Raw genomic sequence first — 24,017 nt, 5'->3', positions numbered from 1 at the left:
GATCCATTCTAGCCGTGGCCGCGGGCGACGGCCGTCCCGGTGCACAAATGGCCCCGCGAAGTGCGCTACGCTGGTCCAGTCGCTATTGCTCGCCTCCGTAGCTCAGGGGATAGAGCGCCGGTTTCCGGTACCGTAGGTCGGGGGTTCGAATCCCTCCGGGGGCACTGCGACACACGTGAAAGGCCCAGAACATCGGCAGGACTACGCCAGTGTTCGGGGCCTTTTGCGATTCCATCCCGAGACCGAGCGCCTCGGAATACTCCAACTGACGCGATTCCGACACGATGGACGTGCAGACTTGGTGCAGCCGTGTGAGGACCGCGCCGCGCCCGCTCTCGAGTGCGATCAGAGGGGCGCCGGGCGGCAAGTGCGCGCGGTAGTGAGATCTCGCGCAACGCTGCCGCACGGCACATGCGTGAAGTCCTGCTTCTGATTCAACCTGAAGCTGTCAGTATTGGCGTCATTCACACACCATATACACGACAGGGCGCAGATCGGTGTAGTCATTGGCGACATCACACCAGCGCACGTCTTTCGAGCTCATCCCAAGGGATTGCGTCCACTCGAACTGGATCTCTCGGCCAGATCCGGGGGGTGATTCAAAGTCGTGCACGATCCTGTCGCTCGCATAGTCAAGGGCCGAGGCGTTCTCATCGTTAAAGATGGATACGAGGTCGGCCCAAGTGTAGATCCGTCCGTACACTCGACTGCTGCCATGCCACCTGTACAGGACAATCGCGGTGTCATGCCCGCTTGTCGCGGCGCACAGAACCGTAAAGGTTCCGTACTCGATCCCTGCTCGGGCTATCTCATCAAGAAACTGGTGGAGCTCTCGACGATGTCCCATAGCGTCAACCTAGCGTGCGGGAGGGACTCGCACCAAAACGCCAACAGTGCTGGTGTACCTGGGTGGGAGCGCACCTGTCCCATGTCGAACGCCCTGCAGTGCTGCTCGTGCAAGCCGGAGATTGCCGCTGAATCCTCGGTGAATCCCCGTCGCACATGCCGCCGCACCCACCCGAGCCCAGAGGGCTGGCTCATGGAGCGCTTGATCTCGAGACGGCGATGCCCCGCGCACCGCCCGGTGTGCGGGGCATCGCCGTTCGCGTAGGCGAGCTTGGCGTCACGACCGGCCGCGTCTGCAGTGAGGCCTTCCGCAGAAACCTCACTGCGTTCAGCGCTGTCAATTTCGTGCGCGGGGTGGTGAGGAGCAGGATCAGCCGCGGCTGTTCCGCGCTACCCACGAGGCTTCGTCCCGGGGACCTGTGGTATAGCGTCCCGGGTCCTTCCTGCAGATCACAGGATCTGTCTCTGAGGGTTTCCCGCCTATTCCTTCGCTCAACTGGGCGGAGCTACTTCACACTGTCGAGCACTCTCAACCGAGCGGAGCTACTCCATGCCGTCGAGCAGTTCGGAGAGCGCGTTCGGCGTCGCACCAGATGCCTCCGCCAACTCGCCGAAGCGAGCGTCGACAGCCGCATTCTTCGCCTCGTCCACGTTCGAGAGGAGCGAGACGTATTCTGCATCGCCTCCTGTCTCTTCCACAGACTGCACACGGATGAGCCAGCAGGTCGCGTCTGGAGTGAACCCTGCATGGACCTCCCACGCAACTGCGAGCGCAGCAATGCACACGTTGTTGGCGTCAAGGAGTTCGTCGGTCGTGGCGTCTTCCTTCACCACAGCCAATTCAAACAAGTCCGCCATCGTGTGCGTGGGTGAGATACTCGCGTCATTTGAGAGGAATTCGTCCGCGACCTCGCGGTGCTCTTCGCACAGGAATCGTGCGGCGAGCCACGTCATCGCTGGGTCCTCGAGATCTGATACTCCGGCCGCGTCATCCGCCCGGGTGCAGGCATCGAGTCCCATCCCCACCACGGTCTCGCGGACTGCGGGGTCTGCGTCCTCCCAGGCCTGCGGCTCGACTGAGGCCCAGGACGATGAGGGGTCAAGGCTTGCGACCACCGGAACGGCGAGAATCACATTGTCAAAGAACTGCTGCTGCGCCGCTGGGTTCCCGCGTTCCTCAGCTGCCTGGGACTTGGCAGGCGAGTTCGCAGCGTTCTCGTCAGCAAGAACATTCGGCACCAGTCCGCAGCCGCTCAACAGCAGGGAACTGGCAATTGCTACGCTGGCGGCCAGCGCCGCTACTGTCCGCCGTGATCGTGATTGCGTCACTGAAACTCTCCCCCGCCCTTCCGCGGGTCTCGGGAGCGAGCGCCGCGGAAATATTTCTCGCCTGTCGCATGCACTCTACCGCGGCCGGGCCTGGAGCCCCTAGGCCACCCCAAACTGAGGTCGTATTGCGAAGCGCGGCCCTCGGGTCTTCGTGCCGTGAGCGCGGCGCACAGGCCAGCGAGAGCGGCGGCGGGTGTCAGCGCGCATGCTGACACGGTGAGTGGTGACTTTTCGCGGGGTGTGTGAACAGCCGCGAACGGCCCGGAACACGGGCACGGGTCCATCAGTGTTCCGGACCGTTCGCCTAACCCGGGTGCGGGAGCTCTCCCTGCTGGTGCGTGTGTTAGCTCAGCATCTCCTTGAGAGTCGAGCGCAGTTCCTTGCTGGTGTGGATCTCCTGATCAATGTTGCCCGTGAGCAGCTTCGCGGCGTCAGCATTCCCCAGCGCCTGGGCCTGGAAAATAAGGGCGGTGTAGGCAGAGATCTCGAAGTGCTCGTTGCCGAGCGCACTGACCAGCGCAATCTGATTGTGGAGTTTCGAGTCTGCCTTTTCCAGTATTCCTGCGGCCTGGTTCTTGATTCCCGTCGTCGCAGGCGAGGGAGCCGTCGTGAGGTCGTATCCCATCAGCGCAAACACCTGCTCCAGGTGGTCGATCTGCTCTCGAGTCTCGTCAGCGTGGTGAGAGAACATCTTCTTCAGCTTCGTGTCGCTGACCGCAGCGTGCAATTCGTCAAGCGACTCCAGCGAGTGCTGCTCCATAGTTCTCGCGGAGCGCAGCTGATAGTGGAAGAGTTCTTCCGGAGTTTCGAGCTTCTGCTGTGCCATGATCTTCACTCCATTCGGCTCGGGTGTGTTTCGGTCGTGCCGATCCTCGCACCCTTTCCGATACCTGGCTAAGGGCTTGATTCTCCCCGAGTGCTGTGCCACGCGCGCGACACCGAGCCAGACTCTCACGAGGCCGCACAGCCCCCGCGAGCGCCCGTTCAACCAGGAGCTACGTCAGCGCTCCCCTGCGCTGGCGTGCATGGGCGACGCGGGCAGCACTCGCTCGTGCGATCCAAGCCAGGCCAGCAGCGATGAGTGCACCGATCGAGTTTGCGAGCCAGTCGCCGGTCGAACAGCTTCGTCCGAGTGTAGGGAGGAGTGCTTGCAGGGCTTCGATCAGCGCCGCACCGACCACACCAAATGCTGCTGCAGTGAGTGGGCGGCGGGTGAGGAGCGCAGCAAGAAACACGGCAGGAACGAAGAGCACGACGTTCGCGAAGGGCTCCACGGCTCCGGGAACCGGCAACACCCATTCGACTTGGCAACTGACCGTCAGCGTGCGCCCGGTGGGGAAGAATACGAACGCGAGCACGGCGACGACCGCGGCGATGAGCAGCGCGCCGGTCACCCGACGCCGGGGAAGGAGCCACCACCCGATGAACGGGCTCACCAGCGCGAAGCCGAGCAGCGCCACCGGCGCGACCCAGGGATACTGAACGAGAAATGTAGCAAGCACTGCTGCGCTTTCGCCGGTCAGGAAATCAGCTGTTCGGTACGTGGTATTGGAGTGGGGTCTTCGGCCCGGTGCCCCGAATCACTCTTCGCGCTCACTTCTTTGCGTGCCTGCGCGGCGAGAAGGACGACCCACGCCAGAGCTGGCCAGATCACGAGTCGCTCGACAATACCGCCGAACCCGTACACGAAGTCAGTGGTGCTAAATATCACACCAAGCGCAAGCGTCACGATCCCCAGGGTGGCACCAATTCGACGGATCTTCCCCTCGAATTGAAATGCGCCGAGCAGGATCGCGAGCGGTCCACCGAAGAAGAGCGGCGTTGAAACCACCTGGTGCAGCACAGGAGACGTGTCAAGCGTCACAAACCCGGTAACAATACTGCCGGCGCCCGCCAGCGCCCAAAGCGCGCCAGGGAGGCCAGAGAATCCGCGTCTCCCCCAGAGGAGAAGAGTGAGCAGTATGAGACACGCCCCAGAAAACATCATCGCGCCGTTCATGACGTCGGCCAGTGGAGAACATGCTTCGACCCCCTTCCGGGGATCGAAATCACTGGTGCAGTGCCCCACGCCGAGCTCACTGATTGTGTTGGTGATCCAGTTGTAGCGGGGCCGAAACGCAAACGAGGCAGTGATCTCCGCTGCGATCGTCGCGAGTTGCAGGATTGCCAGCGGGAGCGCAAGGCTGCGAACGCGCCGGGTGGCGCCAGCCTGCACTGCCTCGTCGCGGTCGAGGGGAGGTGCGGTCTTGTGCAAGTTACTTCCTCGCGGCGAAAGGTGGCGGCCATCCCCCAACGAAGGATTGCCGCACGACGAATACGAGCTCTTACTGTACTGGAGACGGACCTCGCGTACCGTGGCCTACGATGCGCGGGAGTGGCGCGTACCCAGTTTGCGAAACGCAATGATCGCGGTTGCGCATCCTCCGAAAAAGAGGGTGACGGCGACAAGGATGAGCACGAGGTACCTGCGTTCAGTCACCTCCCCCTCATAGGGCAGCGAGTCGGACCATTCCAGAGAGATCCGCACCCACGCGAGTGTCACGAATAGCGTGACGGCGAGGATGAGCGCAGCGATCAGTGTGCGTTTCATCCTGATCCACCTTCCTGTGCCCGCTTCCCGAAGTGGACATGCTACCCCGGGTTTGAGCGGCGCGGGTGCGGCGCGGGTGCGGCGCGGGTGCGGCGCCAGAACACCAAGCTGACCGCACTCTCGGTTTTCGCGTCTAGCGTGGAGGGATCGACCCTGTGATCGGGAGGTCATCATGAACAAGGAAAACGATTCCACGCACGATGAAGACGCAACGGCGAACGAGCCGGTGATGGACGGCGCTGAGGAACACGACGCGGAAGCCATTGACCCACGCAAGGGGATGTCCGATCCGGCCCTGATCCGGCACCCTTCCAAGCACGACAAGAACACGGCTCCCTACAACCTGTAGCTCCGGAGCGACCGGCGCCGATCTACTGGCGCCGGTCGGACCGGATGCCGGGCCGGACGCGCGCTACTCCCCGACGCGCACGAGCATTTTGCCGGTATTGGCGCCTCGCAGCATTTCAAGGAATGCCTCGACGGTGTGTTCGATGCCGTCGACGATCGTCTCATCGAATGTGATCTTCCCAGACCCCATCCACTCGGTCATGAGGCTTTGGAATTCCGGTGCGAGGCCGAGGTAGTTGCCAATCGTGAAGCCTTCAAGCTTCAGCCCGCGCGTCACGATGTTGGAGAGATTTGAGGGTCCCGGCACCGGTTCGGAGGAGTTGTATGTGGAGATCGCTCCGCACAGCGCGGCGCGCCCGCCATCGTTGAATGCGTCGAGGGCTGCACCGAGCTGCTCGCCTCCGACATTGTCGAAGAATACGTCAATGCCGCCCGGAGCTGCAGTGGCGAGCTGTCCGCTCACGTCCCCATCACGGTAGTTGAATGCGGCGTCGAAGCCGTACTTCTCGGTCAGCAGCGCCACCTTCTCGGCGGTCCCAGCAGATCCGACGACGCGACCCGCCCCGAGCAACCGTGCGATCTGCCCCACGGCGGTGCCTACCGCCCCCGCAGCACCAGACACGAACACGGTCTCCCCCGGCTTCAGCCCAGCGATCGCGGTCAATCCAGCGTATGCAGTGAGTCCCGTCATGCCGAGCATGTGGAGCCGGAGCGACAGCGAGACACCGGGGATCTCGGGCACGACGCGGAACGTTGCGGCCTCTGCCTGCACCACATCAGACCAGCCGTGCTGGTGCAGCACCGCTGCGCCCACCGGCACCGATTCGACTGCGGACTCGATGACGCGCCCGACCGCGCCACCCTGAATGGTCTCTCCGAGTACATAGGGTGCGACATAGCTGCGGGCATCGTTCATGCGCCCCCGCATGTACGGGTCCACTGACACGAACTCGTTGCGAACGCGGACCTCTCCGGCCGCGAGTGGCGCGAGTTCGACGGTGACCGTGCGGAAATCGGCGGCAGTCGGCCAGCCGATAGGACGTCGGACGAGCTGGATCTGGGTGCTCATGGCGGTGTGTGACATATCTGAGGCTCCTAGCGAGATGGGATGAAAACGATGGCGAATTGGATCGGCGCCGCGTTACGCAAGCAGACCGATCACGAAGAAGACGAGTCCCAGCAGCGGCAGCGTTCCCTGCTTCACCGCGGCTGCGGCCTGCGCTCGACTCGAGAGCAGGAGCACGAGACTTGCGGCGAGCATCGATCCGGCACCGACGATGATCAGCGTGGCACCGACTGCAGAGTTCCCCGCGGCGAAGAGGACAATGCCAAGCGCACCCGCGATAGCGAGGAACAGGTTGTAGAACCCCTGGTTGAACGCGAGCTGCTTCGTAGCCTCGGCTTCTTCAAGCGTGGTGCCAAACGTAGCCCGAGCTCGGGAGGAGGTCCAGGCGAAGGACTCCAGATAGAAAATGAATACGTGCAGCGCGGCTGCAAGTCCCGTAAGCACGAGGCCGACGATGAGCATGGGTCCCCCTCAGGATACGGATCGCGGTGCGATCCTTTCTGTAACGACTCTTCCAATATATACTGAACTGGTCGTTACCGAAAGTCATCATCACCAGGGGTGATCGAAAGGGGAATCGTGGCACGGACCCTCGCGTTTGATCGCGAAACCGTCGTGCGCGCAGCACTCGAGGTCTTTTGGCGCGCAGGATACGAAAGCGCGTCGATTCCCGAGCTCGAACGCGAAACCGGCCTCAGCCGCTCGAGTATCTACAACAGTTTCGGGTCGAAGCGGGGGCTCTTTGACGCCGCAGTGCAGCTCTATCTGGGCGACATCATTCGTCCGCGGCTCCGCCCACTTCTGGACGCGGATCCTGACCCACAGGCGATCACCGTCTATCTTGAAGGGCTGCGCACAACGCTGCAGCGCTCGGATTCGCTGCCTGCACTCGCTGGTTGCCTGCTGATCAATACAGCGGGATCGCCCATCGCCGATGATCCCGTCGTTGCCGAGACGATCGCTGGCTACCGCGGAGAGCTGCAGTCCGCGTTCCGCCACGGAATCCTCGCCCGAGTGCCCGACCTTACGCCTGCCGCAGCCGAGCGTCTCGCCAGCGCGTGCACCGGGCAGGTCATCGCGGCATTCGCTCTGGTGCGGGTTTCAGCGAGCGAAGCAGCACAGGCCGTCACGACGGCACTGGAACTTATCGCGTCCGCACAGCGCCAGCAAACTCCAGGATGAGCGATGCAACGGGCTCAGCACTCTGAATAATGGCCTCGTGACCACGCCCTGGAATCTCGCGGAGCTCACCGTTGGGGAGGAGGCTCGCGACTTCGCGTCCCCAATCCCGCGGCGCGACGCGATCATCCTCACCCCGGAGCACGAGCGTCGGCACGGGAATGAGCGGGAGTACGAGCTCGATCCGGTGCCGCAGCATTCTGCGCAGACGGCCCACAAACCAGAACGGGCTGGTCTTCAGATACTCATACATCCCCAGCAATAGCACGCGCGCGCCCTCACCCCAGAGATCCTGCACCATGCGCAGCGCCTGCTGGAGTGCGGTCCGCTCGCGACGGTTGATCGTTGGCGCAATCAACACCAGCCCAGACACAAGTTCCGGCCGACGCATCGCGAGTTCGGCAACGATCTGAGTGCCCATGGAGTGACCCACCAGAGTCACAGGCCCAGTCGCTCGGTCCTCAATGAACCGCGCAACGAGCTCCGCATTCTCCACGAGCGAGTCCGCCGAGGCATGCTGTGGCGAATCACCAAAACCTGGCAGATCCAGCGCGAATGAGCGCCCCACACCGGAGAGTGTCTCGGCGACTCCCCCAAACGTAACTCGCCCCATTCCGATGCCATGCACGAGCACAAAGTCACTGCGCCCAGGCCCACCGCTCTCGGTGTACGCCATGTTCACGCCGTCAGGCTCATATCGCAAGTCCCAGCTCTTCACCACACCAGCGTACGTCCTTCTCCTCAGTTCCCAGTCATCACGGACGCTCGGCTACCGCGCGTCTCGCGCCCCAGATCGCGTTGCCCCGATCCCAGCCGCAATCACCAGGGCGATTCCGGCCACCGCGAGCGGCCGTGGCACCTGGCCAAGCAGGAGGAATCCGACCATCAGTGCGATCGCCGGCTCGAGGCTCATGAGTGTGCCAAACGCTGAGGTGCTGAGCCGACGAAGCGCCAGAAATTCAAGCAGGAACGGCACAACGGGCAGCAACAGCGCGAGTCCGAGACCTGCCGCGAGCAGCGGCCAGCTCAGGTGCTGCAGCACTGCTGGCGTGATGGCGAAGCTGGCCACGAGTGCGGCGACCGGGAATGAGACAGCGAGGGCGTGCAGCCCAGTCACGGCGTCCCCTGCGCGCTGTGTCAGCACAATATATCCGGCCCAGCACACCGCCGCACCGAGCGCGAAGCACACGCCGAGGAGATCGACGCCCCCGTGCCACGGCTCGGTGAGCCCGATCACTCCGACCGCGGCCACTAGCGCCCACAGCCGGCTCGTACCGCGTCCGCTGGCCACCGCAACACCCAGCGGGCCGAGGAACTCAAGTGCACTCGCGGTGCCGAGCGGGATTCGTATCACCGCCGCCATGAACATCACCGTCATCCCGGCCGTCGCAACTCCGAGGAGCACGCAGGTGAGCAGCGCCCTGCGCGTGAAGCGCGCCCGCCAGGGGCGGGCGATGAGCACGACGAGCAGCGCTGCGAATACCAGCCGCAGCCAGGCAACGCCCGTGGCGCCCAGCTGGGAGGAAAGGTCGACCGATGCTGCGAGTCCCAACTGCACGCACCCCATCGCTGCGATCGCAAGGAGGGATCCGGTGCCCGGGGTTGAGGGGGATGATGCTGATGCCATAGCTCTGAGTAGAGCAAATTCTTCTGTTCACGTCCACGCGACATTTGCGAACAAAATGTTCGGAATTTCGGGACAATGGTGCGATGGATACCCGCCGCCTTCGCTTCCTCCTCGAACTGTCCCGTCTCGGATCCATGCGCGCGGTCGCCGATGTGCTGCGCACTTCGACATCAACCGTGTCGCAGCAGATCTCCCTGCTGGCGCAAGAACTGGGCACAGATCTCGTCTCCCCAGTGGGGCGCGGAGTCAGGCTCACTCCCGCAGGCACCCGCCTAGCCGAGCATGCCGCCGCTATCCTCGCTGCAGTGCACCGGGCCCAGCTGGACCTCGACCCGACAGCCGCGCCGGCCGGCACCGTACGCGTCGCTGGATTCTCGACCGCGATCCGTCGCGCGGTGTTGCCCGTGGTGCGTGAACTCGCAGAGACCCATCCGCGCGTCAGCCTTGAGATTCACCAGCACGAACCTGCAGAAGCGCTCGCAATGCTCTCGGCCGACCAGGTCGATGTCGCCATCACATACGACTACGATCTCGCCCCGATGCCTCGCCAGCCTGAGTGGGCCACACTGCACTTGTGGTCGACGCCCTGGAGTCTCGGGGTCCCCGAGCACACCCTGGATCCACGTGCGCTGGCCACTGCCGCACCCCTGGCCGCATATCGCGAGAGCGCATGGATCGGGAATTCCCGCAACCGCGCCGACGAGGACGCGCTCCGCATCGTCGCGTCTGTCGCCGGCTTCCCGCTGCAGATCACCCACGCCGCTGACAGTCTCGACCTGGTCGAAGACCTGATTCTCGCTGGCATGGGAGTCGGCCTGCTCCCGAGCGACAGGCCGCACCGCCCGGGTGTCGCACTGCTTCCCCTGCGCGCACCCGGTGTCAACCTCCGGACCTTTTTGCAGCTGCGCGAAGGGCGCGACAGTTGGCCAGCGCTTGCACTGGTACGGGACCGGATCGCGGCTCACGCCGCCACAATCAACAGCGCACAGCAGACGTCCGTGCTCGGCTGAGGGCCGGCAGGCTCACGAAAAGAATGACGGAAACGGTGGCTCATTCGTAGTTCTGCAGAGCAGCACGCGCGAACTGCGCACTTCTCGAAGCACACGGGCCGCGGAGTGCTGCGTCCTCGGTTCGAGCATTTCGCCGCTGCACACGAATTCCGAGCGCTGGACCCCGCACTGTCGCCTCCTCCCAGCGTCCACTGCGCAGCTCAGCCGCGTGAACGTACAGCGCTCCGTCATACGTCCGATCGGTCGGAAGCTCGGGCCGCGCGGTCGGGCGACGGTGCGTTGGGGCTGCGATCCTGAGGAGATGGTCCACACCGCCCCAGTCACCACTGTCTTCGCAGCCGCCCCGTCCACCCCAACCCGGATGCCGTACGGCGCCCTCGTTGCGCTCATGCTCATGAGCTTCTTGCTCGTGACCTCGGAATTCCTCCCCAACGGCGTGCTCACAGAGATGTCGAGTGGCCTTGGCATCACTCCGGGACAGGCAGGGCAAACCGTGAGCATCACGGCGTTTGCCGGGCTGCTCGTCGCACCAACGGTCGGCCTCGTGTTTCCGCGCATGGATCGCAGAGCACTGCTCACGTGGATGGCGCTGCTCGCAGGGGTGTCCAATTTGATCGTGGCGTTCGCCCCCTCGTTCATTCTCATCTTGGCCGCGCGGTTCCTGCTTGGCGCCGCGATCAGCACGTTCTGGACTATGTCGATCAGTGTGGCCTCCCGAATCGCAGGGCCCGCGCGGCTCGGCCGCGCCGTCATGTTCACCTCGGCGGGCATGTCACTTGCGACTGTCGCTGGCGTGCCGCTCGGCGTCATGCTCGCCGAACTGGTCGACTGGCGCCTCGTCTTCGCTCTCGCCGGCTTCGCGATGGCCCTGCTCGCGCTTGCCATTCGCCTCATGCTCCCGACTGTGCCAGCCGCACAAGCGAGCAGCCTCGGCCTCCTCTGGCAGACGCTCAAGCGCCCGGGAATCACACTCGGCCTCACCGGCCACTTACTCGTCGTCGTTGGCCACTTCGTCGCCTACACGTACATCAGGCTCGCCCTCGAGCGGGTGGCTGATGCCCAGGGCAGCCCGATCGATGCAGGAACTGTTGTCGCACTCCTCGCCCTGTTCGGCGCTGGTGGCTTGGTCGGCAACATTGTGATCGGGATGATCATCGACCGCGCGTTCCCGGTCTTCTCCGTGCTTGCGCCGCTTCTGATCGCCGGTGCCGTGCTCACTGTTCTCCTTGCACCGGGAGCGCTGTGGGCCATCGGGGTCGCGGTCACCCTGTGGGGCTTCTGCTTCGCATCCTGGCTGATCGTCGTCAACACGTGGGTGGGTCATCGCCTTCCTGATCGACTCGAGGCTGGCGGAAGTCTCGTAGTCGTGGGGTTCCAGGGCGGGATCGTGCTCGCGGCTGGCGTTGGCGGGCTCCTGATCGACGCGATCGGAGTGAACACGGTCTACGTTGCAGGTGGCACGATTCTGATCGCTGGCGCCATCTTGTTCGGGCTCTCGAATCGGATCAAAGCGTAGCGCTCCGCCTCAGCACCAGCTCGGAGCGAACCCGATCACACTTCGCAGTTGCGTTCCGGTGCGAGCGTCGAGAAACACGGTGGTCGTGTGCGAGAAGCCCTCGCGTACCGCGCGGCCATCGGCGCGCCCCTCGGCGGAGATGACTTCCACCGCAACGGCACGCCCGTTTGGGGACGCGCACACCGCACCGATCCTGCTTCCAGATCCTGCCGGAGTAAAGAAGGGTGCGTCCTGCTCCCCCACTGAGCGGGTGAGCGCCGTTCCTGCTGCGGTTCTCCCAATACGGTCTCCATCTGAGAGGCGCACTCCGCCCTCGGGCAACAGTGCCCCGACCAGCGGGTCCGACTCAGTGATCGGCGTGGCGGCGCCACCAAGAACTGGGTCGGCCTGCCACAGCGCTCCGCCAGTATCGCGCACGATGACGGCTGTGGTGCCGGGGACGAAGCGCCAGTCCGAGACCGAGAGCGGCGCGCCCTCGGGGTCGGTGAGCATCGCCGGCGCCCCCGAGTCAGCGCGCCCATCGAAGAGCAGCAGCTCGCGCACTGTCACCCGATCCCCCACCCGCAGGCCGTCAGTCACGAGCCCGACGTATCCGACCTGCGGTTCGGCCCGCAATTGCGACAGCTGTGCCTCCGTCTCCGCGATCAGCGGGATCTCCCGCTCACTCCCCAGGGAAAATGCTGCGAACACCGCACGTGGAGCATCGGGAGGTCCCGCCGCCGTGATGGCAAATATCCGATCAGGGAACGACGCAAACTCTTGAATCGGTCGGCCGAGCCGTCGCTCGTCCGGGTCCCCGCCACGCACGAGCCAGTCGCTCATGATCCGGTCGCCCCGGTCGTCGCGCACGAGCGTGGCGACCCGGGTATCGGCAGCAGTGACGACGGGCTCTACCACCCCGCGAATTCCTGTTGCTGCGCTCGTCACTGCAATGCGGATCGGGAGCACTGCGCCGTAGTCGAGCGGACCGTGCACGGTGAGCGTGACCGTTGCCCCCTCAGAATCAGCGGTGACCGGAGTTGCGGCCGTCACGTCGACATCCTGCACGTGACGCACAGCTTCGCTCAACGTGAGGGTGATGCGCGCCGAGTCGGACACAGCGAGCGTTTCGGCGCGGAACTCCACAGCGGTGGTTCTGGGAGGCTGCAGCAGGTTTGCCGCGGCGAGGCCGGAAGCGATGAGCCCCACCGTGGCGAAGACCGCGATGGTACGGCGCCGAAACCGGCGGGACAAGACCGTCTGGCTACTCAACGACATACGGCTCCTCCGGCACTTCCACTTTCACGATGCGATCCGGGATGACCACAGCGGCCCAGCGCCCCCCAACATCCGGGTTCGTCGTGAATACCCCGGTGAGCTCCACCCAGTCCCCAGCAGCCACCTGCGCGTGCCATCCGTCCACGTACACCGGCACTCCGACCGGCTGAGCGTCAACCGCGCAGCATGTGATGACGTATCTCGCCACGAGGAACACCTGGTCGGGAGATTCTTCGTCGGCGACCACGAAACCGGTCAGCGTCGCAGTTCGCCCCAGCACCGAGCTCGCTTCCGGCTGGCGTGCGAGCACGGCCCACTCACGCAACGTACGCTCCGCATCAGCGCTCCCCGCGATGCGGGCAGCTTCGCCATCCGCAGCAGCCGACCCAAACCCGGCGCCTTCGCTCGGGGCAAGCACTCGGTCCGCCGCACGCTCGGTGGTGAGCGTTGCTGGCGGGAGGATCAAGAGCGCGGCAACACCGACCGCCGTGAAGCAGGTGGGCGCAAGAGTCTTCCGCACTCGCACGCTCCACCGTGACCGAGCCTGCCGGGCTCGGGAAGGCGACTCCCTGCGGTGTGCCCGCTGTACTCCAACGGCACACACAACACCCAGACACCCGAGAGTGGCCATGATCGTACTGAAGCTGACCGAGCGCGGGTGGATGTACCACCCCAAGCGACCGGTGACGGCGAGACTCAGGATCAGTGCGAGTCCGCAGCCGAAGAGCGTGAGCGCCAAGTGCCGTCCAGCGCCTCGCTCACGCGGCGGCTCATGCGATGGCTCATGCGACGGATCATACGGTGGCTCCTGCGGCGACTGAAGCGTTGCTTTGAGCGGGGGCGCAGCGGGGCGGGCCGGAGAGGGTTCAGGACACAAGATTCATCCCCCACGCGATCGCAGCGGAGCAAGACGCGGCCCCCAGGGCCAAGAGCACAATAGTGCGAACCGTGAACGTGGTGCGCAGCAGCACCATCATCTTCACGTCCATCATGGCTCCGAACAGCAGGAAGGCCACGAGACTGCCTGGCAAGAAGCTCCCGCTGAGCGAGAGCACGAAGAACGCATCCACATTGGAGCAGATAGAAATCACACAGGCAAGCGTGAGCATTGCGAGCACCGACCACAGTGGGTGCGCACCGAGCGCGGTGAGCACCGTTCGCGGCACTCCCACCTGGATCGCGCCAGCGAGTGCCGAGCCAATGGCAAGCGCAGGGACGAGCACTGCGAGCTCTGTGAGAAACGCCTCGGCGCTGCGTTGCACTCGTCCGCCGTGTGCGGCGTGAGCGTGCGTGCATGCCGCCTGGAACCGCTGGGTGAGCAGCACATCGGGCCGCTGGTGCGCGCTGAGCCACCACCCGAGCAGATTGGCAATCGCGAAGCCTCCCAGCACACGCGCGATCAGAATCCCGGAGTCCCAGCCGAACGCGTGATACGTGGTGAGGATGGTCACGGGGTTCAGGATTGGCGCCGCCAGCAAGAAAGTGACCGCCTCGGCCGGTGCGAACCCACGCGCGAGCAACCCCCGTGCTACAGGCACATTCCCGCACTCGCACACCGGAAGCACGACACCGCAGAGCGAAAGCACGATTCGCCGCGGCCAGGGCCGTCGCGGCAGGATGCGATCGATCACCGTGTCAGCCACCCAGACCTGCACCGCGATCGAGAGCAGCGTTCCCAGGATGACGAACGGCAGCGACTCGATGAACACGGCGAGGCTGAGCGTCACGAGGTCTCGTGCAGCGGCTGGCAGCCACGAAGCCTCGGCGGGAGCGGCAAGCCGGATCAGCAGGGCACTCAGGAGGAGCGCTGCGGCGATCCCTGCACCGTGCAGGGCGCGACGCAGGCTGGTGCGCCGAACGTCGAGCAGGCTAGTCATCAACGTCACCTGGACGAGCAGGGATCCTGCCAGATTCAAGCCAGATCACTCGATCGGCCTCCGCAAGATCGGCCTGATCGTGTGTAACGCAGACAATCGCGGTGCCCCGCGCGGCCTCTGCCGCGAGTATGGTGCGCAGCCGACCCCGGCTTCCAGCGTCGAGACCAGCTGCTGGCTCGTCGAGCAGCAGAATCTGCGCACCAGTTGCGAGACCTTGCGCGACGAGCACGCGTTGGCGCTGACCGCCAGAAAGCGCAGCATACGGTCGCATCGCGCACGCGCTGAGTTCCACGGCAGCCAGCGCTTCGATCGTTGCGGCAGCGATATCGCGACGGTTCCGGCGCTGTCGCCCCGGCCAAGAACGTCGCGCTGGCCGGGCAGCACCGATCCGCACCACATCAGCCGCAGTCAACGGCAGTGTGGCTGGCACAGCCGGGCGCTGCACGACAAGCGCAGCGGTGCCGGATTGGGTGAGCACGCCCGATGTCAACTCTCGCACCCCGGCGAGCACTTCGAGGAGCGAGCTCTTCCCCGCACCGTTGGGGCCGGAAATCGCTGCGATCTCACCCCACTTGAGCTGGAGTGTGATGCCGTGCAGCACCTCGGTCGCGCCGTAGGCGGCGTGCAGGTCAGTGGCCTGGATCGCGAACAAATCCTCCATGACACGCCACGCTATCATATTGAGAATGGTTCTCGTTATCTGTATGGTCGAGTCTCATGCACTGGATCATCGATGCGCTCAGCACCGCGTTTTTCACTCGCGCGCTGCTCGGCGGCGCGCTCGCCGCCATCATCTGCGGCGTCGTCGGCACATGGGTAGTGATCCGCGGCATGGCCTTTCTCGGCGAGGCCGTCGGCCACGGCATGCTTTCGGGCGTTGCTCTTGCAACGCTCGCAGGCGCTCCCCCATGCTCGGCGGCGCCACAACCGCGGCGATCATGAGCCTGCTCATCGCCGCCCTCCAGCGGCGCGGCCGTCTCTCGTACGACACCAGCATCGGCCTACTGTTCGTCGCAATGCTGTCTCTCGGTGTCATCATCGTGTCCCATTCAGGCAGCTTCGCAACGGACGCCACAGCGCTCCTCTTTGGTGACGTACTTGCAATCGATCGGGGCACCATCATGGCGCTCTGCAGTGCTGCAGCTCTCACACTCGCGGTCGCCGTGGCCTGCCATCGCGCATTCGTCGCCTGCGCGTTCGACAGCCGCATCGCCCAGACCCTGGGATACCGTCCACGGTGGGCGCACGCCGCACTCACCGGGCTCGTCACCCTCGCCGTCGTCGCCTCAGCACAGGCGATCGGCACGCTCCTCGTGGTCGCACTGTTGCTCGGCCCGGCAGTTGCGGCACAACCGTGGTCTGCACGGATCCCGCACCGGATCGCGCTCGCGTCACTCATCGGCATCGTCGCAGTCGCTGCGGGGCTGTCCATCTCCTGGCTCGCGGCAACAGCGGCTGGGGCCACGATCGCCGCGAGCGCGATCACCTCCGCAGCAGTGTCACACGCGCTCCATTTCGTGACCCACCGCGCCCCGCGCTCCACAGCCGAAGCATCCGCCCGCACCGCACCGGTGTCGTCCACTCACGCTCAAGAAAGCCACGCATGAACTTGCTCCGCCCCCTCGCAGCCAGCTGCGGCCTGATTCTCACGCTCTCGATCGTCGCCTGCACTCCCCCTGGCGCGCAGCCGCCCAACGCGGACGATCTCAACTCTTCTTCAGCAGCCGAGTCCAAACCGGGACACGGCGCGGTTGCTGGCGCATCGGAGGAATCCGAAGCGCAATTGCAGCTCCTCACCGTCGATACGACGGGCCGAGTGGGGCTCCTCGACCTCCTTGACAGTTCCGAGCGCGAAATCGCTCACATCACTGCACCGGCGCACCTCAGCAGTGATGGGCGCTACGGATTCGCAGCGCACGCCGCGGGGGTCGAGATCGTAGATAGCGGCGTGTGGACCTGGGATCACGGCGACCACTCTCACTACTACCGCAGCGAGCCGGAACTCCTCGGCAGCGTGGCTGGCGAGGGGATCGCGACCGTCATCGGGGGCCCGCTCTCAACCGCGGGCGGTACCGGCGTGTTCTTCCCCACGTCCGGTGACGCGGTGTTGCTCGACAACACTGCACTCGCGCACGGCTCCGTTGAGGAACTGTTCCGCGTGCGGGTCTCGCCGCACAGTGGACTCATTGCCCCGTTCGCGGATGGCGCGGTGGTATCGGAGACCGATGCGAATGGGCACCCCAGCACCCTGCGCTACATTTCGGCTGACGGCAGTGCAAGCGATCACACGGCCGCATGTGACCACCCACATTCCGCACTGCACACGCGCGCTGGCCTCGTCGTCATATGCACCGGAGGTGCCGTCGTAGGCACGACCGCGAGCGACGGGACACCCGAGTTCGACTTCGTCGCCTCACCCGTCCAGGGCGCCGTTCTGCCCACGATGTCAGGACGAAAGGGGCGACCAGTGCTCGCCGGGCCCAGCCCGGACACGGGGATCACGCTGTTCGACAGCCGGGCTCGAACGTGGGATTCCATTCAGAGTGAGTTCCGGTTCATTGCTGCGGGAGCCGTCGACGACGCGGAGTCACACGTTGTTGCCGTCGACACCACCGGCCGCGTCCACGTCTTCCGTGACGGCAGAGCAATTGCCGTGACGACACCGCTGCTGACCGCAACCGACCTCACCGCGAGCACGCACCGTGGGGAGTTCGAGGTCGCCTCGATCGCGTTGAGCCTTGATGCGAACCGCGCGTACCTCGCTTCTCCCGAGCGAGCAACGGTCACCGAAATTGATTTCGCGGACAACGCCAGGATCTCGCGCGAGTTCCAGCCCAAAATCGCCCCCGCAGTGTTCGCCGAGACCGGCCGATGAGCACCATCGTTCGCCAGCGCGTGCACTCCGGCCCGCGCGGAATTCGTGGGTTCCTCGCCGCCACCGTCACCGCAACACTCATCGCCACGCTTGCTGGGTGCGCGATTCAGGGTCAACCTGAGTCAGCAGGAGCTGGGCAGGATCTCCCCGAAGTCGTCGTCACGACGAACATCCTCGGCGACGTGGTCTCCCAGGTCCTCGGGGACGCAGCGCACGTTACGACACTGATGCGCCCGAACGCTGACCCCCACTCCTTTGAGATCTCTGCGAGTGAAGCCGCGCTGCTGGACCGCGCAGCACTCGTGGTCTCGAATGGATTCGGCCTCGAGGAGGGCTTGCAGCAGCACCTCGATCGCGTGCGTCAGGCTGGGACACCGATGTTTGTCGCAGGAGACCACATCGAGTCCATCCCCTACACCAGCACCGACAGCGGCGCAGGCGGCACCGACAGCGGCGCAGGCGGCAGCGGCAGCGGCGATCCTGATCCACATTTTTGGACAGATCCCGGGCGCATGGTCGATGTGGTCGAAGCACTCACGACCACACTGACTGACGCCTCCGCGGTTGCGGGGATCAACACGGCGGATCGGACTGCCATCGCAACCCGCGGTGAGGCGTATGCGGGGCAGCTCAGGGAGCTCGACAGCGAGATGGCGGAGCGATTTTCTGCAATTCCGTCTGAGCGGCGCGCACTCATCACGAACCACCACGTCTTCGGATACCTCGCTGATCGCTATGACTTCCGCGTGCTGGGCACGGCAATCCCGGGCGGAACCACGCTCGCGGCACCGAGCGCCGCAGATCTCCGCGAGCTCGTCGACGCGATCACCAGCGCGAATGTGCCCGCGATCTTCGCGGAGTCTTCTGCTCCGGACCGGCTCATGCGGGTACTCGCCGAAGAAGCCGGGATCGATGTGCAGGTCATCGAACTCTTCACGGAGTCGCTCTCCCTTCCTGGCGCAGGCGCCGAAACGTATGTGGAGATGCTCACCACGAACACCGCGCGGATCGCTGACGGGCTGGACCCTGACGCACTGCAACTCCCCACTGATCGCAGTGCTCAGTGAGCAACGCTCCGCGTCCAGCCTCCCGGCCAAAAACTGGCCACCCCATCACCACACGAGAAAGCACACAATGACCCACATTCCACATCCGCGACGGGCTTCGTCGCAGCGCTCCCGACTGATGCTCGCCGTTGCGGCAAGCGCGGGAATTGCGCTCCTCGCTTCGGCGTGCAGTGCCACCGCAGCACCGCCCAACGATGCCGCAGTCGATAGCGCGAGCCCGCAAGCAGCGCAGCGCCTCGCCGTCACCACAGCAGGGGGCATCACAGTGCTCGACGGGAGCGAAGTCCGCAACGGAAAACTCACCGTCGTTGATACGCTCGACACCGAACAGTTCACTCGGCTGAACTCGTTCGGCGACGGACAGCACCTCCTCGTCACCACCTCTCGCGGCTTCGAAGTCCTGGACACAGAAGCGGCCAAACTTACCGGCCTCATCTTCCCAGCTTCCTCCGCTGGCCATGCCGTGCGCCACGACGGCACCACCGTCTTATACGACGATGGGACCGGTCGCACGACGATCCTTGATACTGCGGCGCTCGCAACAGACAACACGACCGTGCCCGCCGCCCAAGAGTACGAGGCGGACTCCCCCCACCACGGGGTATCGATCGCACTGAGCGATGGCACACTCCTCACGACAGTGGGAGATGACACGAGCCGATCAGGTGCTGCAGCGCTCGAACCGCACGACGATCACTGGCACGAGATCACAGCTTCCGACGAGTGCCCCGGAATCCACGGCGAGGGCACCGCTCAGGACGAGGCGGTGGTGTTCGGATGCGAAGACGGCGCGCTGCTCTACAGCGACGGAGCGTTCACGAAGCTGCCTGCGCCCGATGCCTACGGCCGTATGGGAAACGCGTGGGTGTCAGACACCAGCTCGCTCGTCGTGGGCGACTACCAGAGCGACCCGGATGCCGAAGGGTACCTCCTCGACTCCGTCGCCCTCATTGATACCCAGGCCGGCACACTGCGCGTTGCGGAACTGCCAGCGGAGGTACGGTACACCTACCGCGACGTCGTGCGCGGGCCGGAGGACCATGCGTACATTCTCTCTACTGATGGCTCAATCCATGTACTCGACCCGGTCTCGGGCACGATCGTCACCTCGTTCCCCGTGATCGAGCCGTGGGAAGGGCCCGCCGACTGGCAGGACGCGCACCCCACGATCACCTCCGACGGCGACACGGCTTATGTGACCGAGCCGGCAGCGCGCACCGTGCACGCAGTGGATCTGACAACGGGCAACATCCTCGCGAGCACGAAAATCGACGGTGCACCCAACGAAATCGCGATCGCTTCGAGCTAACCGCAGCGCGGCGGAACACCCTGTGTTCCGCCGCGCTGGCTCACCTCTGTCGGGGTGTACCGGTTCGGACCGAGCCGCTCAGGTGGCGACTGGCACCGGACGGGAACTGGACGAGCGCCATCGAGACGGCACCACCCCGGTGTGCCGTCGGAACGCACGGCTAAAGCCCTCGTCGGAACCGTAGCCGAGCTCGCGCGAGATCTGCGTGACGGACGCACCGCTGGCGAGCCGACGCTTGGCATCCTCCATCCGCACCCCGGCAAGATACTGGCCGGGTGAGGAGCCCAGCAGCTCACGGAACCGCTTGGCGAAGGCGGAGCGGGACATAGCGCCGAGGCCGGCGAGCGTGTCGAGCGACCAGTCGCGGCCAGGATCGCGGTGGATCGCGCTGAGGACCCGCTCGAGGTGCGGATCCGTTGCGCGTGCGGCCCAGTCTTGCGGCGCGCAGCCGGCAGTGAACCACGCACGCAAGACGGCGAGCAACACCGTGCGCGCCATGAGCCTGCAGATCAGGGCATCGCCGTTGCGAAGCTCGCAGCCCGTTTCGGCGGCCTCAGGAGTCTCGCCCAGTGACGTTTCCGCAGAGACTCGGTCCGCTTCAGGCGCATTCAGACCCATGCTGCTCGCAAGCGCGGCAACTGGCGGTTCGAGCACGTCAAAATCTGAGATTACCAGTGGATCGGGCAGCAACTGATGGAGCCGGTGCGCGGTCTCGGAGAGTTCGAGCGACACCACGATCAATCGCGCATCACCCGGAGCCTCAAAACTCAGCGCCTCCCTGCCGAGGGTCACGAGCGCTGAGCCGGCTGAGATCCGGTCAAGCGCTGGGCGCGGCGCAAACTGTACCCCCTCAGCGCCCACAGACCCCACCGCACACGAGGCGGCGTGCGCCCCGCGCAACTCGCCGTCGTCAACGTAGATCAGCGTCGTCGCGCCCCGCACTGTCACGAAGCGCTGCCGCCGAAGCAACTGCACACGCCGTGTAGCGTGCACGGTCAAGTCGACACTCTCTAGGAGGCGCTCAAACGGCCCCGCATCGATCTCAGCCATAGTGCGTGCAACACGCGCTCCCCCGCGGCTATTCCGCGACGCGCAGGTCGAGATGATGCACCTCGGAGTTTCAGTGAGACGAAAACCGGAGGTGCGCCGCTTCGGAGGGATACACGCGGGATGTACGTGGGAAGCCTCTGGGATGCACGTTAGCGATCGTCCAGCGACTCCCCGCGACGGTCCACGAGTCCCCAGGTCGCCGCAGCCGCGATCACGAAGAACGCCGCGAACACTGCGAAGGTGAAGGCCGTGCCGACCCCGGCAAGCATCACTGGAACGAGCAGCGGCGCGACGATCGACGCGATCCGGCCGACCCCTGCGGCCCAGCCAGCACCGGTAGCGCGCACCGAAGTCGGGTAGATCTCCGGGGTGACCGCGTAGAGCGCGCCCCACGCACCGAGGTTGAAGAACGACAGCGCCATACCCGCGCCGATGATCGCTGCCTCGGTGTGCACTGTGCCAAACACGACAGCCGAAGCCGCTGACCCCACGAGGAACACCGACAGCGTCGGCCGCCTCCCCCATTTCTCGATCAGCCAGGCGGCAACTGCATAACCCGGCAGCTGCGCGAGCGTGATAATCAGTGTGAACCCGAAGGATCGCACGAGGCTAAACCCAGCGTCAACGAGAATGCTGGGGATCCAGATGAAGGCACCGTAGTAGGCGAAGTTGACACAGAACCACACGACCCAGATCGAGAGCGTTCGTCCGCGGAACTCACGCGACCAGAGTCCCGCAAGTCGGCTCCCCGCAACGACCGCGACGGGCGCGACGGCGGGAGCGCCAGCAGCGGGCGCGGCAGTAACAGCAGGCGCCTCCGCACGTTCCGGATCCGGCACCGTCACACTCCCCGCCGACGCCTCAAAGTCGGCGACGATCCGCTCTGCTTCCCCGGTGCGCCCCCGCCCCGCAAGCCAGCGCGGCGACTCCGGCAGTGCCCAGCGCACGATGAACGCGTAGACCGCGGGGATCGCCCCCAGTGCAAAGGCCCAGCGCCAGCCGTCTTCGGAGGACGGCACCACGAAGTATCCAATGATCGCGGCTGCCGTCCAGCCGACTGCCCAGAACGCCTCGAGGATGACGATGAGCCTGCCGCGGATGCGGGCAGGCGCAAACTCACTGACGTACGTTGATGCGACGGGCAACTCTGCTCCGAGGCCGAGACCCACGAGGAATCGCAGCACGAGGAGCGCCGCGATCCCTCCGACGAGGGCGCTCGCGCCCGTTGCGGCGCCATACACGAGCAGGGTGATCGCGAAGACCTGGCGTCTGCCGAACCGATCCGCGAGCAGGCCGCCGAGGCTCGCACCGATTGCCATGCCAAAGAAGCCGATCGAGGCGATGAGGCCCGCCTCACCTGCAGTGATTCCCCAGTGAGCAGTGAGCGCCGCGATGATGAAGGAGATAAGCCCGACGTCCATGGCGTCGAGCGCCCAGCCGAGCCCGGAACCCGTCAACAGTTTGGCGTGCTTCTTGGTGAAGGGAAGCGCGTCAAGGCGCTGCGACAACGAGCTTTCGGATCCCCCTGGAGTGACACTCATGCGTTCATCGTAGAGGGCGGGACGACCGTTTCAGCACTCGACGACTCCGACGGACACACTCACGGCGAGCCCACCCATCGCGGTCTCTTTGTATTTGGAACTCATGTCACGCCCGGTCTCACGCATTGTCGTGATGACATCATCCAGGCTGACGTGATGGGATCCATCACCCATGAGCGCCATTTTTGCGGCGTTCACGGCCTTCGCAGCCGCAATCGCATTGCGCTCGATGCACGGAATCTGCACGAGGCCGCCAATGGGATCGCACGTCAGGCCGAGGTTGTGCTCCATCGCAATCTCGGCAGCATTCTCCACTTGCTCGGGCGTCCCTCCCAGCACCTGCGCGAGGCCGGCCGCAGCCATCGACGATGCGGATCCGACCTCGCCCTGGCACCCCACTTCCGCCCCCGAGATCGACGCCTGCTCCTTGTAGAGCACGCCGACGGCCCCCGCCGCCAGGAGGAAATCACTGATCGCATTTCGCTTCTCGGCGTCACTCCAGAGTCGAGCACCCGGCACGTAGTGCGTCGCGTAAAACAGCACGGCCGGGATGATGCCCGCCGCACCGTTCGTCGGGGCAGTAACGACTCGGCCCCCCGTAGCGTTCTCTTCGTTCACCGCGAGCGCAACAAGATTGATCCACTCCTGCCAGAATTGCGGGTCACGGTCCGGATCCTGCGCAGAGAGGCGCCGATGCCACTCGGGCGCTCGTCGGCGCACATTCAATCCGCCAGGCAGCACTCCAGTGCGCTCGAGCGCTGAGTTCTTACACTCCTCCATCACGTCCCAGATGTGGCACAGCCCGTCGCGCACCTCATCTTCGGTGCGGAGCGCCGTTTCGTTCTCAAGCATCAGCCGCGCGAACGAGTAGCCGGTCTCTTCCGAGTAGCGCAGCAACTCGGCGGCAGTGGTGAAGGGGAACGGAAGCACGGCGAGCGTCGACTCGAGCCGATCCTGCACCGTCTCCTCCGCACCCTCGCGCACGATGAAGCCGCCGCCGACCGAGAAGTACGTTTCCTCGGCGAGGAGCTGACCATCGGCGTCAACCACGCCAAAGCGCATCCCGTTCGTGTGTGTTGGGAGCACCGTGAGCGGTCGCAGCACAATGTCGGCTTCGCTGAAGTTGACGACGGCCGGGATTGCCAGATCGGCAGCGGCCTGATCCGCGCCAACGGGATCCTGCCCTGTCCCAGCCGAAAGTGCCGACGTAGCGAGCGTCCGTTCACTCAGCCGCACCTGTCCCTCACGATCGATGCGAGCGATAGCGGCGTCCACCTCTGCTGGCAGCACGGTCTCGGGATCGCAGCCCTCCAGCCCGAGCAAAACCGCGGTCAGCGTGCCGTGACCGCGCCCAGTGGCTGCGAGCGACCCGAACAGGTCGACTCGCAGCCCACGAATGCGCGGCAGCACTCCGGAGTTGCGCAGCTGCGCAGCGAAGCGATTCGCGGCACGCATGGGCCCCACGGTGTGGGAGCTGGATGGCCCGATCCCGACCGAGAAGAGGTCAAATACGCTGATAGCCACGATGTG

24 protein-coding genes, 1 tRNA gene and 1 pseudogene are annotated in these 24,017 nt (G+C 65.0%); 9 read left to right on the top strand and 17 right to left on the bottom strand.

The window, feature by feature from the left end; genetic code table 11:
* The first annotated feature begins 91 nt into the window (after nt 1-91).
* A tRNA-Arg gene (locus tag K1X41_RS13930) sits at nt 92-164 on the top strand.
* Between the two features lie 296 nt (nt 165-460).
* Here the strand turns inward: K1X41_RS13930 and K1X41_RS13925 are convergent.
* The 6 genes from K1X41_RS13925 to K1X41_RS13900 all read right to left on the bottom strand — a co-directional run bounded on the left by K1X41_RS13925 (nt 461) and on the right by K1X41_RS13900 (nt 4,765).
* Nucleotides 461-847 carry a hypothetical protein gene (locus K1X41_RS13925; RefSeq protein ID WP_220174887.1) on the bottom strand — a complete coding sequence of 129 codons (387 nt, stop codon included), beginning with the start codon at nt 845-847 and terminating at the stop codon, nt 461-463.
* 542 nt (nt 848-1,389) lie between these two features.
* Nucleotides 1,390-2,175, bottom strand: coding sequence for a hypothetical protein (locus tag K1X41_RS13920; protein ID WP_258566566.1), 786 nt, complete (start codon nt 2,173-2,175; stop codon nt 1,390-1,392).
* Between the two features lie 343 nt (nt 2,176-2,518).
* The gene (locus K1X41_RS13915; protein ID WP_220174886.1) at nt 2,519-3,001 is read right to left on the bottom strand and encodes a YciE/YciF ferroxidase family protein; all 483 of its coding nucleotides are present in this window, start codon (nt 2,999-3,001) and stop codon (nt 2,519-2,521) included.
* Nucleotides 3,002-3,170: 169 nt separating this feature from the next.
* Nucleotides 3,171-3,677 (bottom strand): VanZ family protein, encoded by a 507-nt coding sequence (locus tag K1X41_RS13910; RefSeq protein ID WP_220174885.1) that lies wholly within the window; start codon nt 3,675-3,677, stop codon nt 3,171-3,173.
* Between the two features lie 17 nt (nt 3,678-3,694).
* Nucleotides 3,695-4,429, bottom strand: a complete 735-nt coding sequence (locus K1X41_RS13905) for a DUF998 domain-containing protein (RefSeq protein WP_220174884.1) — start codon at nt 4,427-4,429, stop codon at nt 3,695-3,697.
* Between the two features lie 105 nt (nt 4,430-4,534).
* Nucleotides 4,535-4,765: a hypothetical protein gene (locus K1X41_RS13900; RefSeq protein WP_132202358.1), complete on the bottom strand. Its 231-nt coding sequence runs from the start codon at nt 4,763-4,765 to the stop codon at nt 4,535-4,537.
* A 172-nt stretch (nt 4,766-4,937) separates the two neighbouring features.
* Between K1X41_RS13900 and K1X41_RS13895 the strand changes: the two genes are divergently transcribed.
* The gene (locus K1X41_RS13895; RefSeq protein ID WP_165875566.1) at nt 4,938-5,114 is read left to right on the top strand and encodes a hypothetical protein; all 177 of its coding nucleotides are present in this window, start codon (nt 4,938-4,940) and stop codon (nt 5,112-5,114) included.
* Nucleotides 5,115-5,177: 63 nt separating this feature from the next.
* Here the strand turns inward: K1X41_RS13895 and K1X41_RS13890 are convergent, their stop codons facing one another.
* The gene (locus K1X41_RS13890) at nt 5,178-6,197 is read right to left on the bottom strand and encodes an NADP-dependent oxidoreductase (RefSeq protein WP_133617048.1); all 1,020 of its coding nucleotides are present in this window, start codon (nt 6,195-6,197) and stop codon (nt 5,178-5,180) included.
* Between the two features lie 57 nt (nt 6,198-6,254).
* A complete protein-coding gene (locus tag K1X41_RS13885; RefSeq protein ID WP_220174883.1) occupies nt 6,255-6,641 on the bottom strand; it encodes a DUF1304 domain-containing protein in 387 nt (128 codons plus the stop codon).
* 117 nt (nt 6,642-6,758) lie between these two features.
* Here K1X41_RS13885 and K1X41_RS13880 point away from each other — a divergent pair, with 117 nt between their 5' ends.
* Nucleotides 6,759-7,361, top strand: a complete 603-nt coding sequence (locus tag K1X41_RS13880) for a TetR/AcrR family transcriptional regulator (RefSeq protein ID WP_133617050.1) — start codon at nt 6,759-6,761, stop codon at nt 7,359-7,361.
* Here K1X41_RS13880 and K1X41_RS13875 read toward each other — a convergent pair.
* Complete coding sequence (locus tag K1X41_RS13875) at nt 7,324-8,076, bottom strand: alpha/beta fold hydrolase (RefSeq protein ID WP_132202350.1); 753 nt, start codon at nt 8,074-8,076, stop codon at nt 7,324-7,326. The genes K1X41_RS13880 and K1X41_RS13875 overlap by 38 nt on opposite strands.
* Nucleotides 8,077-8,127: 51 nt before the next feature.
* Complete coding sequence (locus K1X41_RS13870; protein ID WP_207907371.1) at nt 8,128-8,985, bottom strand: EamA family transporter; 858 nt, start codon at nt 8,983-8,985, stop codon at nt 8,128-8,130.
* 83 nt (nt 8,986-9,068) lie between these two features.
* Between K1X41_RS13870 and K1X41_RS13865 the strand changes: the two genes are divergently transcribed.
* Both K1X41_RS13865 and K1X41_RS13860 read left to right on the top strand, forming a co-directional pair.
* Entirely contained in the window at nt 9,069-9,995 is a 927-nt protein-coding gene (locus tag K1X41_RS13865; protein ID WP_220174882.1) for a LysR family transcriptional regulator, read from the top strand.
* Nucleotides 9,996-10,296: 301 nt separating this feature from the next.
* Nucleotides 10,297-11,511: an MFS transporter gene (locus K1X41_RS13860; protein WP_220174881.1), complete on the top strand. Its 1,215-nt coding sequence runs from the start codon at nt 10,297-10,299 to the stop codon at nt 11,509-11,511.
* A 9-nt stretch (nt 11,512-11,520) separates the two neighbouring features.
* Here K1X41_RS13860 and K1X41_RS13855 read toward each other — a convergent pair whose 3' ends face one another.
* The 4 genes from K1X41_RS13855 to K1X41_RS13840 form a co-directional block, all read right to left on the bottom strand.
* A complete protein-coding gene (locus K1X41_RS13855) occupies nt 11,521-12,768 on the bottom strand; it encodes a hypothetical protein (RefSeq protein WP_220174880.1) in 1,248 nt (415 codons plus the stop codon).
* Nucleotides 12,755-13,399, bottom strand: coding sequence for a TIGR03943 family putative permease subunit (locus K1X41_RS13850; RefSeq protein ID WP_258566743.1), 645 nt, complete (start codon nt 13,397-13,399; stop codon nt 12,755-12,757). Before K1X41_RS13850 ends, K1X41_RS13855 begins: the two co-directional genes overlap by 14 nt.
* 235 nt (nt 13,400-13,634) lie before the next feature.
* Complete coding sequence (locus K1X41_RS13845) at nt 13,635-14,645, bottom strand: permease (RefSeq protein WP_132202340.1); 1,011 nt, start codon at nt 14,643-14,645, stop codon at nt 13,635-13,637.
* Entirely contained in the window at nt 14,638-15,306 is a 669-nt protein-coding gene (locus K1X41_RS13840) for a metal ABC transporter ATP-binding protein (protein WP_220174878.1), read from the bottom strand. The genes K1X41_RS13845 and K1X41_RS13840 overlap by 8 nt, the downstream gene beginning before the upstream one ends.
* A 56-nt stretch (nt 15,307-15,362) precedes the next feature.
* Between K1X41_RS13840 and aztB the strand changes: the two are divergent.
* The 4 genes and pseudogenes from aztB to aztD all read left to right on the top strand — a co-directional run bounded on the left by aztB (nt 15,363) and on the right by aztD (nt 19,896).
* Nucleotides 15,363-16,252 (top strand): annotated as a pseudogene (aztB, locus tag K1X41_RS13835) (zinc ABC transporter permease AztB).
* Complete coding sequence (locus tag K1X41_RS13830) at nt 16,249-17,520, top strand: ABC transporter (protein WP_220174877.1); 1,272 nt, start codon at nt 16,249-16,251, stop codon at nt 17,518-17,520. The pseudogene aztB and the gene K1X41_RS13830 overlap by 4 nt, the downstream one beginning before the upstream one ends.
* A complete protein-coding gene (locus tag K1X41_RS13825) occupies nt 17,517-18,587 on the top strand; it encodes a metal ABC transporter substrate-binding protein (RefSeq protein ID WP_220174876.1) in 1,071 nt (356 codons plus the stop codon). Before K1X41_RS13830 ends, K1X41_RS13825 begins: the two co-directional genes overlap by 4 nt.
* Nucleotides 18,588-18,654: 67 nt before the next feature.
* A complete protein-coding gene (aztD, locus tag K1X41_RS13820; protein WP_133617061.1) occupies nt 18,655-19,896 on the top strand; it encodes a zinc metallochaperone AztD in 1,242 nt (413 codons plus the stop codon).
* 78 nt (nt 19,897-19,974) lie between these two features.
* Here the strand turns inward: aztD and K1X41_RS13815 are convergent, their stop codons facing one another.
* The 3 genes from K1X41_RS13815 to K1X41_RS13805 all read right to left on the bottom strand — a co-directional run bounded on the left by K1X41_RS13815 (nt 19,975) and on the right by K1X41_RS13805 (nt 24,011).
* Nucleotides 19,975-20,946: a helix-turn-helix transcriptional regulator gene (locus tag K1X41_RS13815; protein ID WP_133617062.1), complete on the bottom strand. Its 972-nt coding sequence runs from the start codon at nt 20,944-20,946 to the stop codon at nt 19,975-19,977.
* Between the two features lie 149 nt (nt 20,947-21,095).
* Nucleotides 21,096-22,487, bottom strand: coding sequence for an MFS transporter (locus tag K1X41_RS13810; protein WP_220174875.1), 1,392 nt, complete (start codon nt 22,485-22,487; stop codon nt 21,096-21,098).
* 30 nt (nt 22,488-22,517) lie between these two features.
* Entirely contained in the window at nt 22,518-24,011 is a 1,494-nt protein-coding gene (locus K1X41_RS13805; protein WP_220174874.1) for an L-serine ammonia-lyase, read from the bottom strand.
* Between the last annotated feature and the right edge of the window lie 6 nt (nt 24,012-24,017).

The organism is Leucobacter luti (genome assembly GCF_019464495.1).
Lineage (GTDB): Bacteria > Actinomycetota > Actinomycetes > Actinomycetales > Microbacteriaceae > Leucobacter > Leucobacter luti_A.
Note: the sequence above shows the minus strand (reverse complement) of the source record. Positions and strands in the feature narration are given on the sequence as shown.

Excerpts from the sequence above, each read along its gene's own strand:
- K1X41_RS13925 (WP_220174887.1), bottom strand. The coding sequence starts at position 847 with ATGGGACATCGTCGAGAGCTCCACCAGTTTCTTGATGAGATAGCCCGA.
- K1X41_RS13915 (WP_220174886.1), bottom strand. The coding sequence starts at position 3,001 with ATGGCACAGCAGAAGCTCGAAACTCCGGAAGAACTCTTCCACTATCAG.
- K1X41_RS13900 (WP_132202358.1), bottom strand. The coding sequence starts at position 4,765 with ATGAAACGCACACTGATCGCTGCGCTCATCCTCGCCGTCACGCTATTC.
- K1X41_RS13895 (WP_165875566.1), top strand. The coding sequence starts at position 4,938 with ATGAACAAGGAAAACGATTCCACGCACGATGAAGACGCAACGGCGAAC.
- K1X41_RS13890 (WP_133617048.1), bottom strand. The coding sequence starts at position 6,197 with ATGTCACACACCGCCATGAGCACCCAGATCCAGCTCGTCCGACGTCCT.
- K1X41_RS13885 (WP_220174883.1), bottom strand. The coding sequence starts at position 6,641 with ATGCTCATCGTCGGCCTCGTGCTTACGGGACTTGCAGCCGCGCTGCAC.
- K1X41_RS13870 (WP_207907371.1), bottom strand. The coding sequence starts at position 8,985 with ATGGCATCAGCATCATCCCCCTCAACCCCGGGCACCGGATCCCTCCTT.
- K1X41_RS13865 (WP_220174882.1), top strand. The coding sequence starts at position 9,069 with ATGGATACCCGCCGCCTTCGCTTCCTCCTCGAACTGTCCCGTCTCGGA.
- K1X41_RS13860 (WP_220174881.1), top strand. The coding sequence starts at position 10,297 with ATGGTCCACACCGCCCCAGTCACCACTGTCTTCGCAGCCGCCCCGTCC.
- K1X41_RS13855 (WP_220174880.1), bottom strand. The coding sequence starts at position 12,768 with ATGTCGTTGAGTAGCCAGACGGTCTTGTCCCGCCGGTTTCGGCGCCGT.
- K1X41_RS13850 (WP_258566743.1), bottom strand. The coding sequence starts at position 13,399 with ATGGCCACTCTCGGGTGTCTGGGTGTTGTGTGTGCCGTTGGAGTACAG.
- K1X41_RS13845 (WP_132202340.1), bottom strand. The coding sequence starts at position 14,645 with ATGACTAGCCTGCTCGACGTTCGGCGCACCAGCCTGCGTCGCGCCCTG.
- K1X41_RS13840 (WP_220174878.1), bottom strand. The coding sequence starts at position 15,306 with ATGGAGGATTTGTTCGCGATCCAGGCCACTGACCTGCACGCCGCCTAC.
- K1X41_RS13830 (WP_220174877.1), top strand. The coding sequence starts at position 16,249 with ATGAACTTGCTCCGCCCCCTCGCAGCCAGCTGCGGCCTGATTCTCACG.
- K1X41_RS13825 (WP_220174876.1), top strand. The coding sequence starts at position 17,517 with ATGAGCACCATCGTTCGCCAGCGCGTGCACTCCGGCCCGCGCGGAATT.
- aztD (WP_133617061.1), top strand. The coding sequence starts at position 18,655 with ATGACCCACATTCCACATCCGCGACGGGCTTCGTCGCAGCGCTCCCGA.
- K1X41_RS13815 (WP_133617062.1), bottom strand. The coding sequence starts at position 20,946 with ATGGCTGAGATCGATGCGGGGCCGTTTGAGCGCCTCCTAGAGAGTGTC.
- K1X41_RS13810 (WP_220174875.1), bottom strand. The coding sequence starts at position 22,487 with ATGAGTGTCACTCCAGGGGGATCCGAAAGCTCGTTGTCGCAGCGCCTT.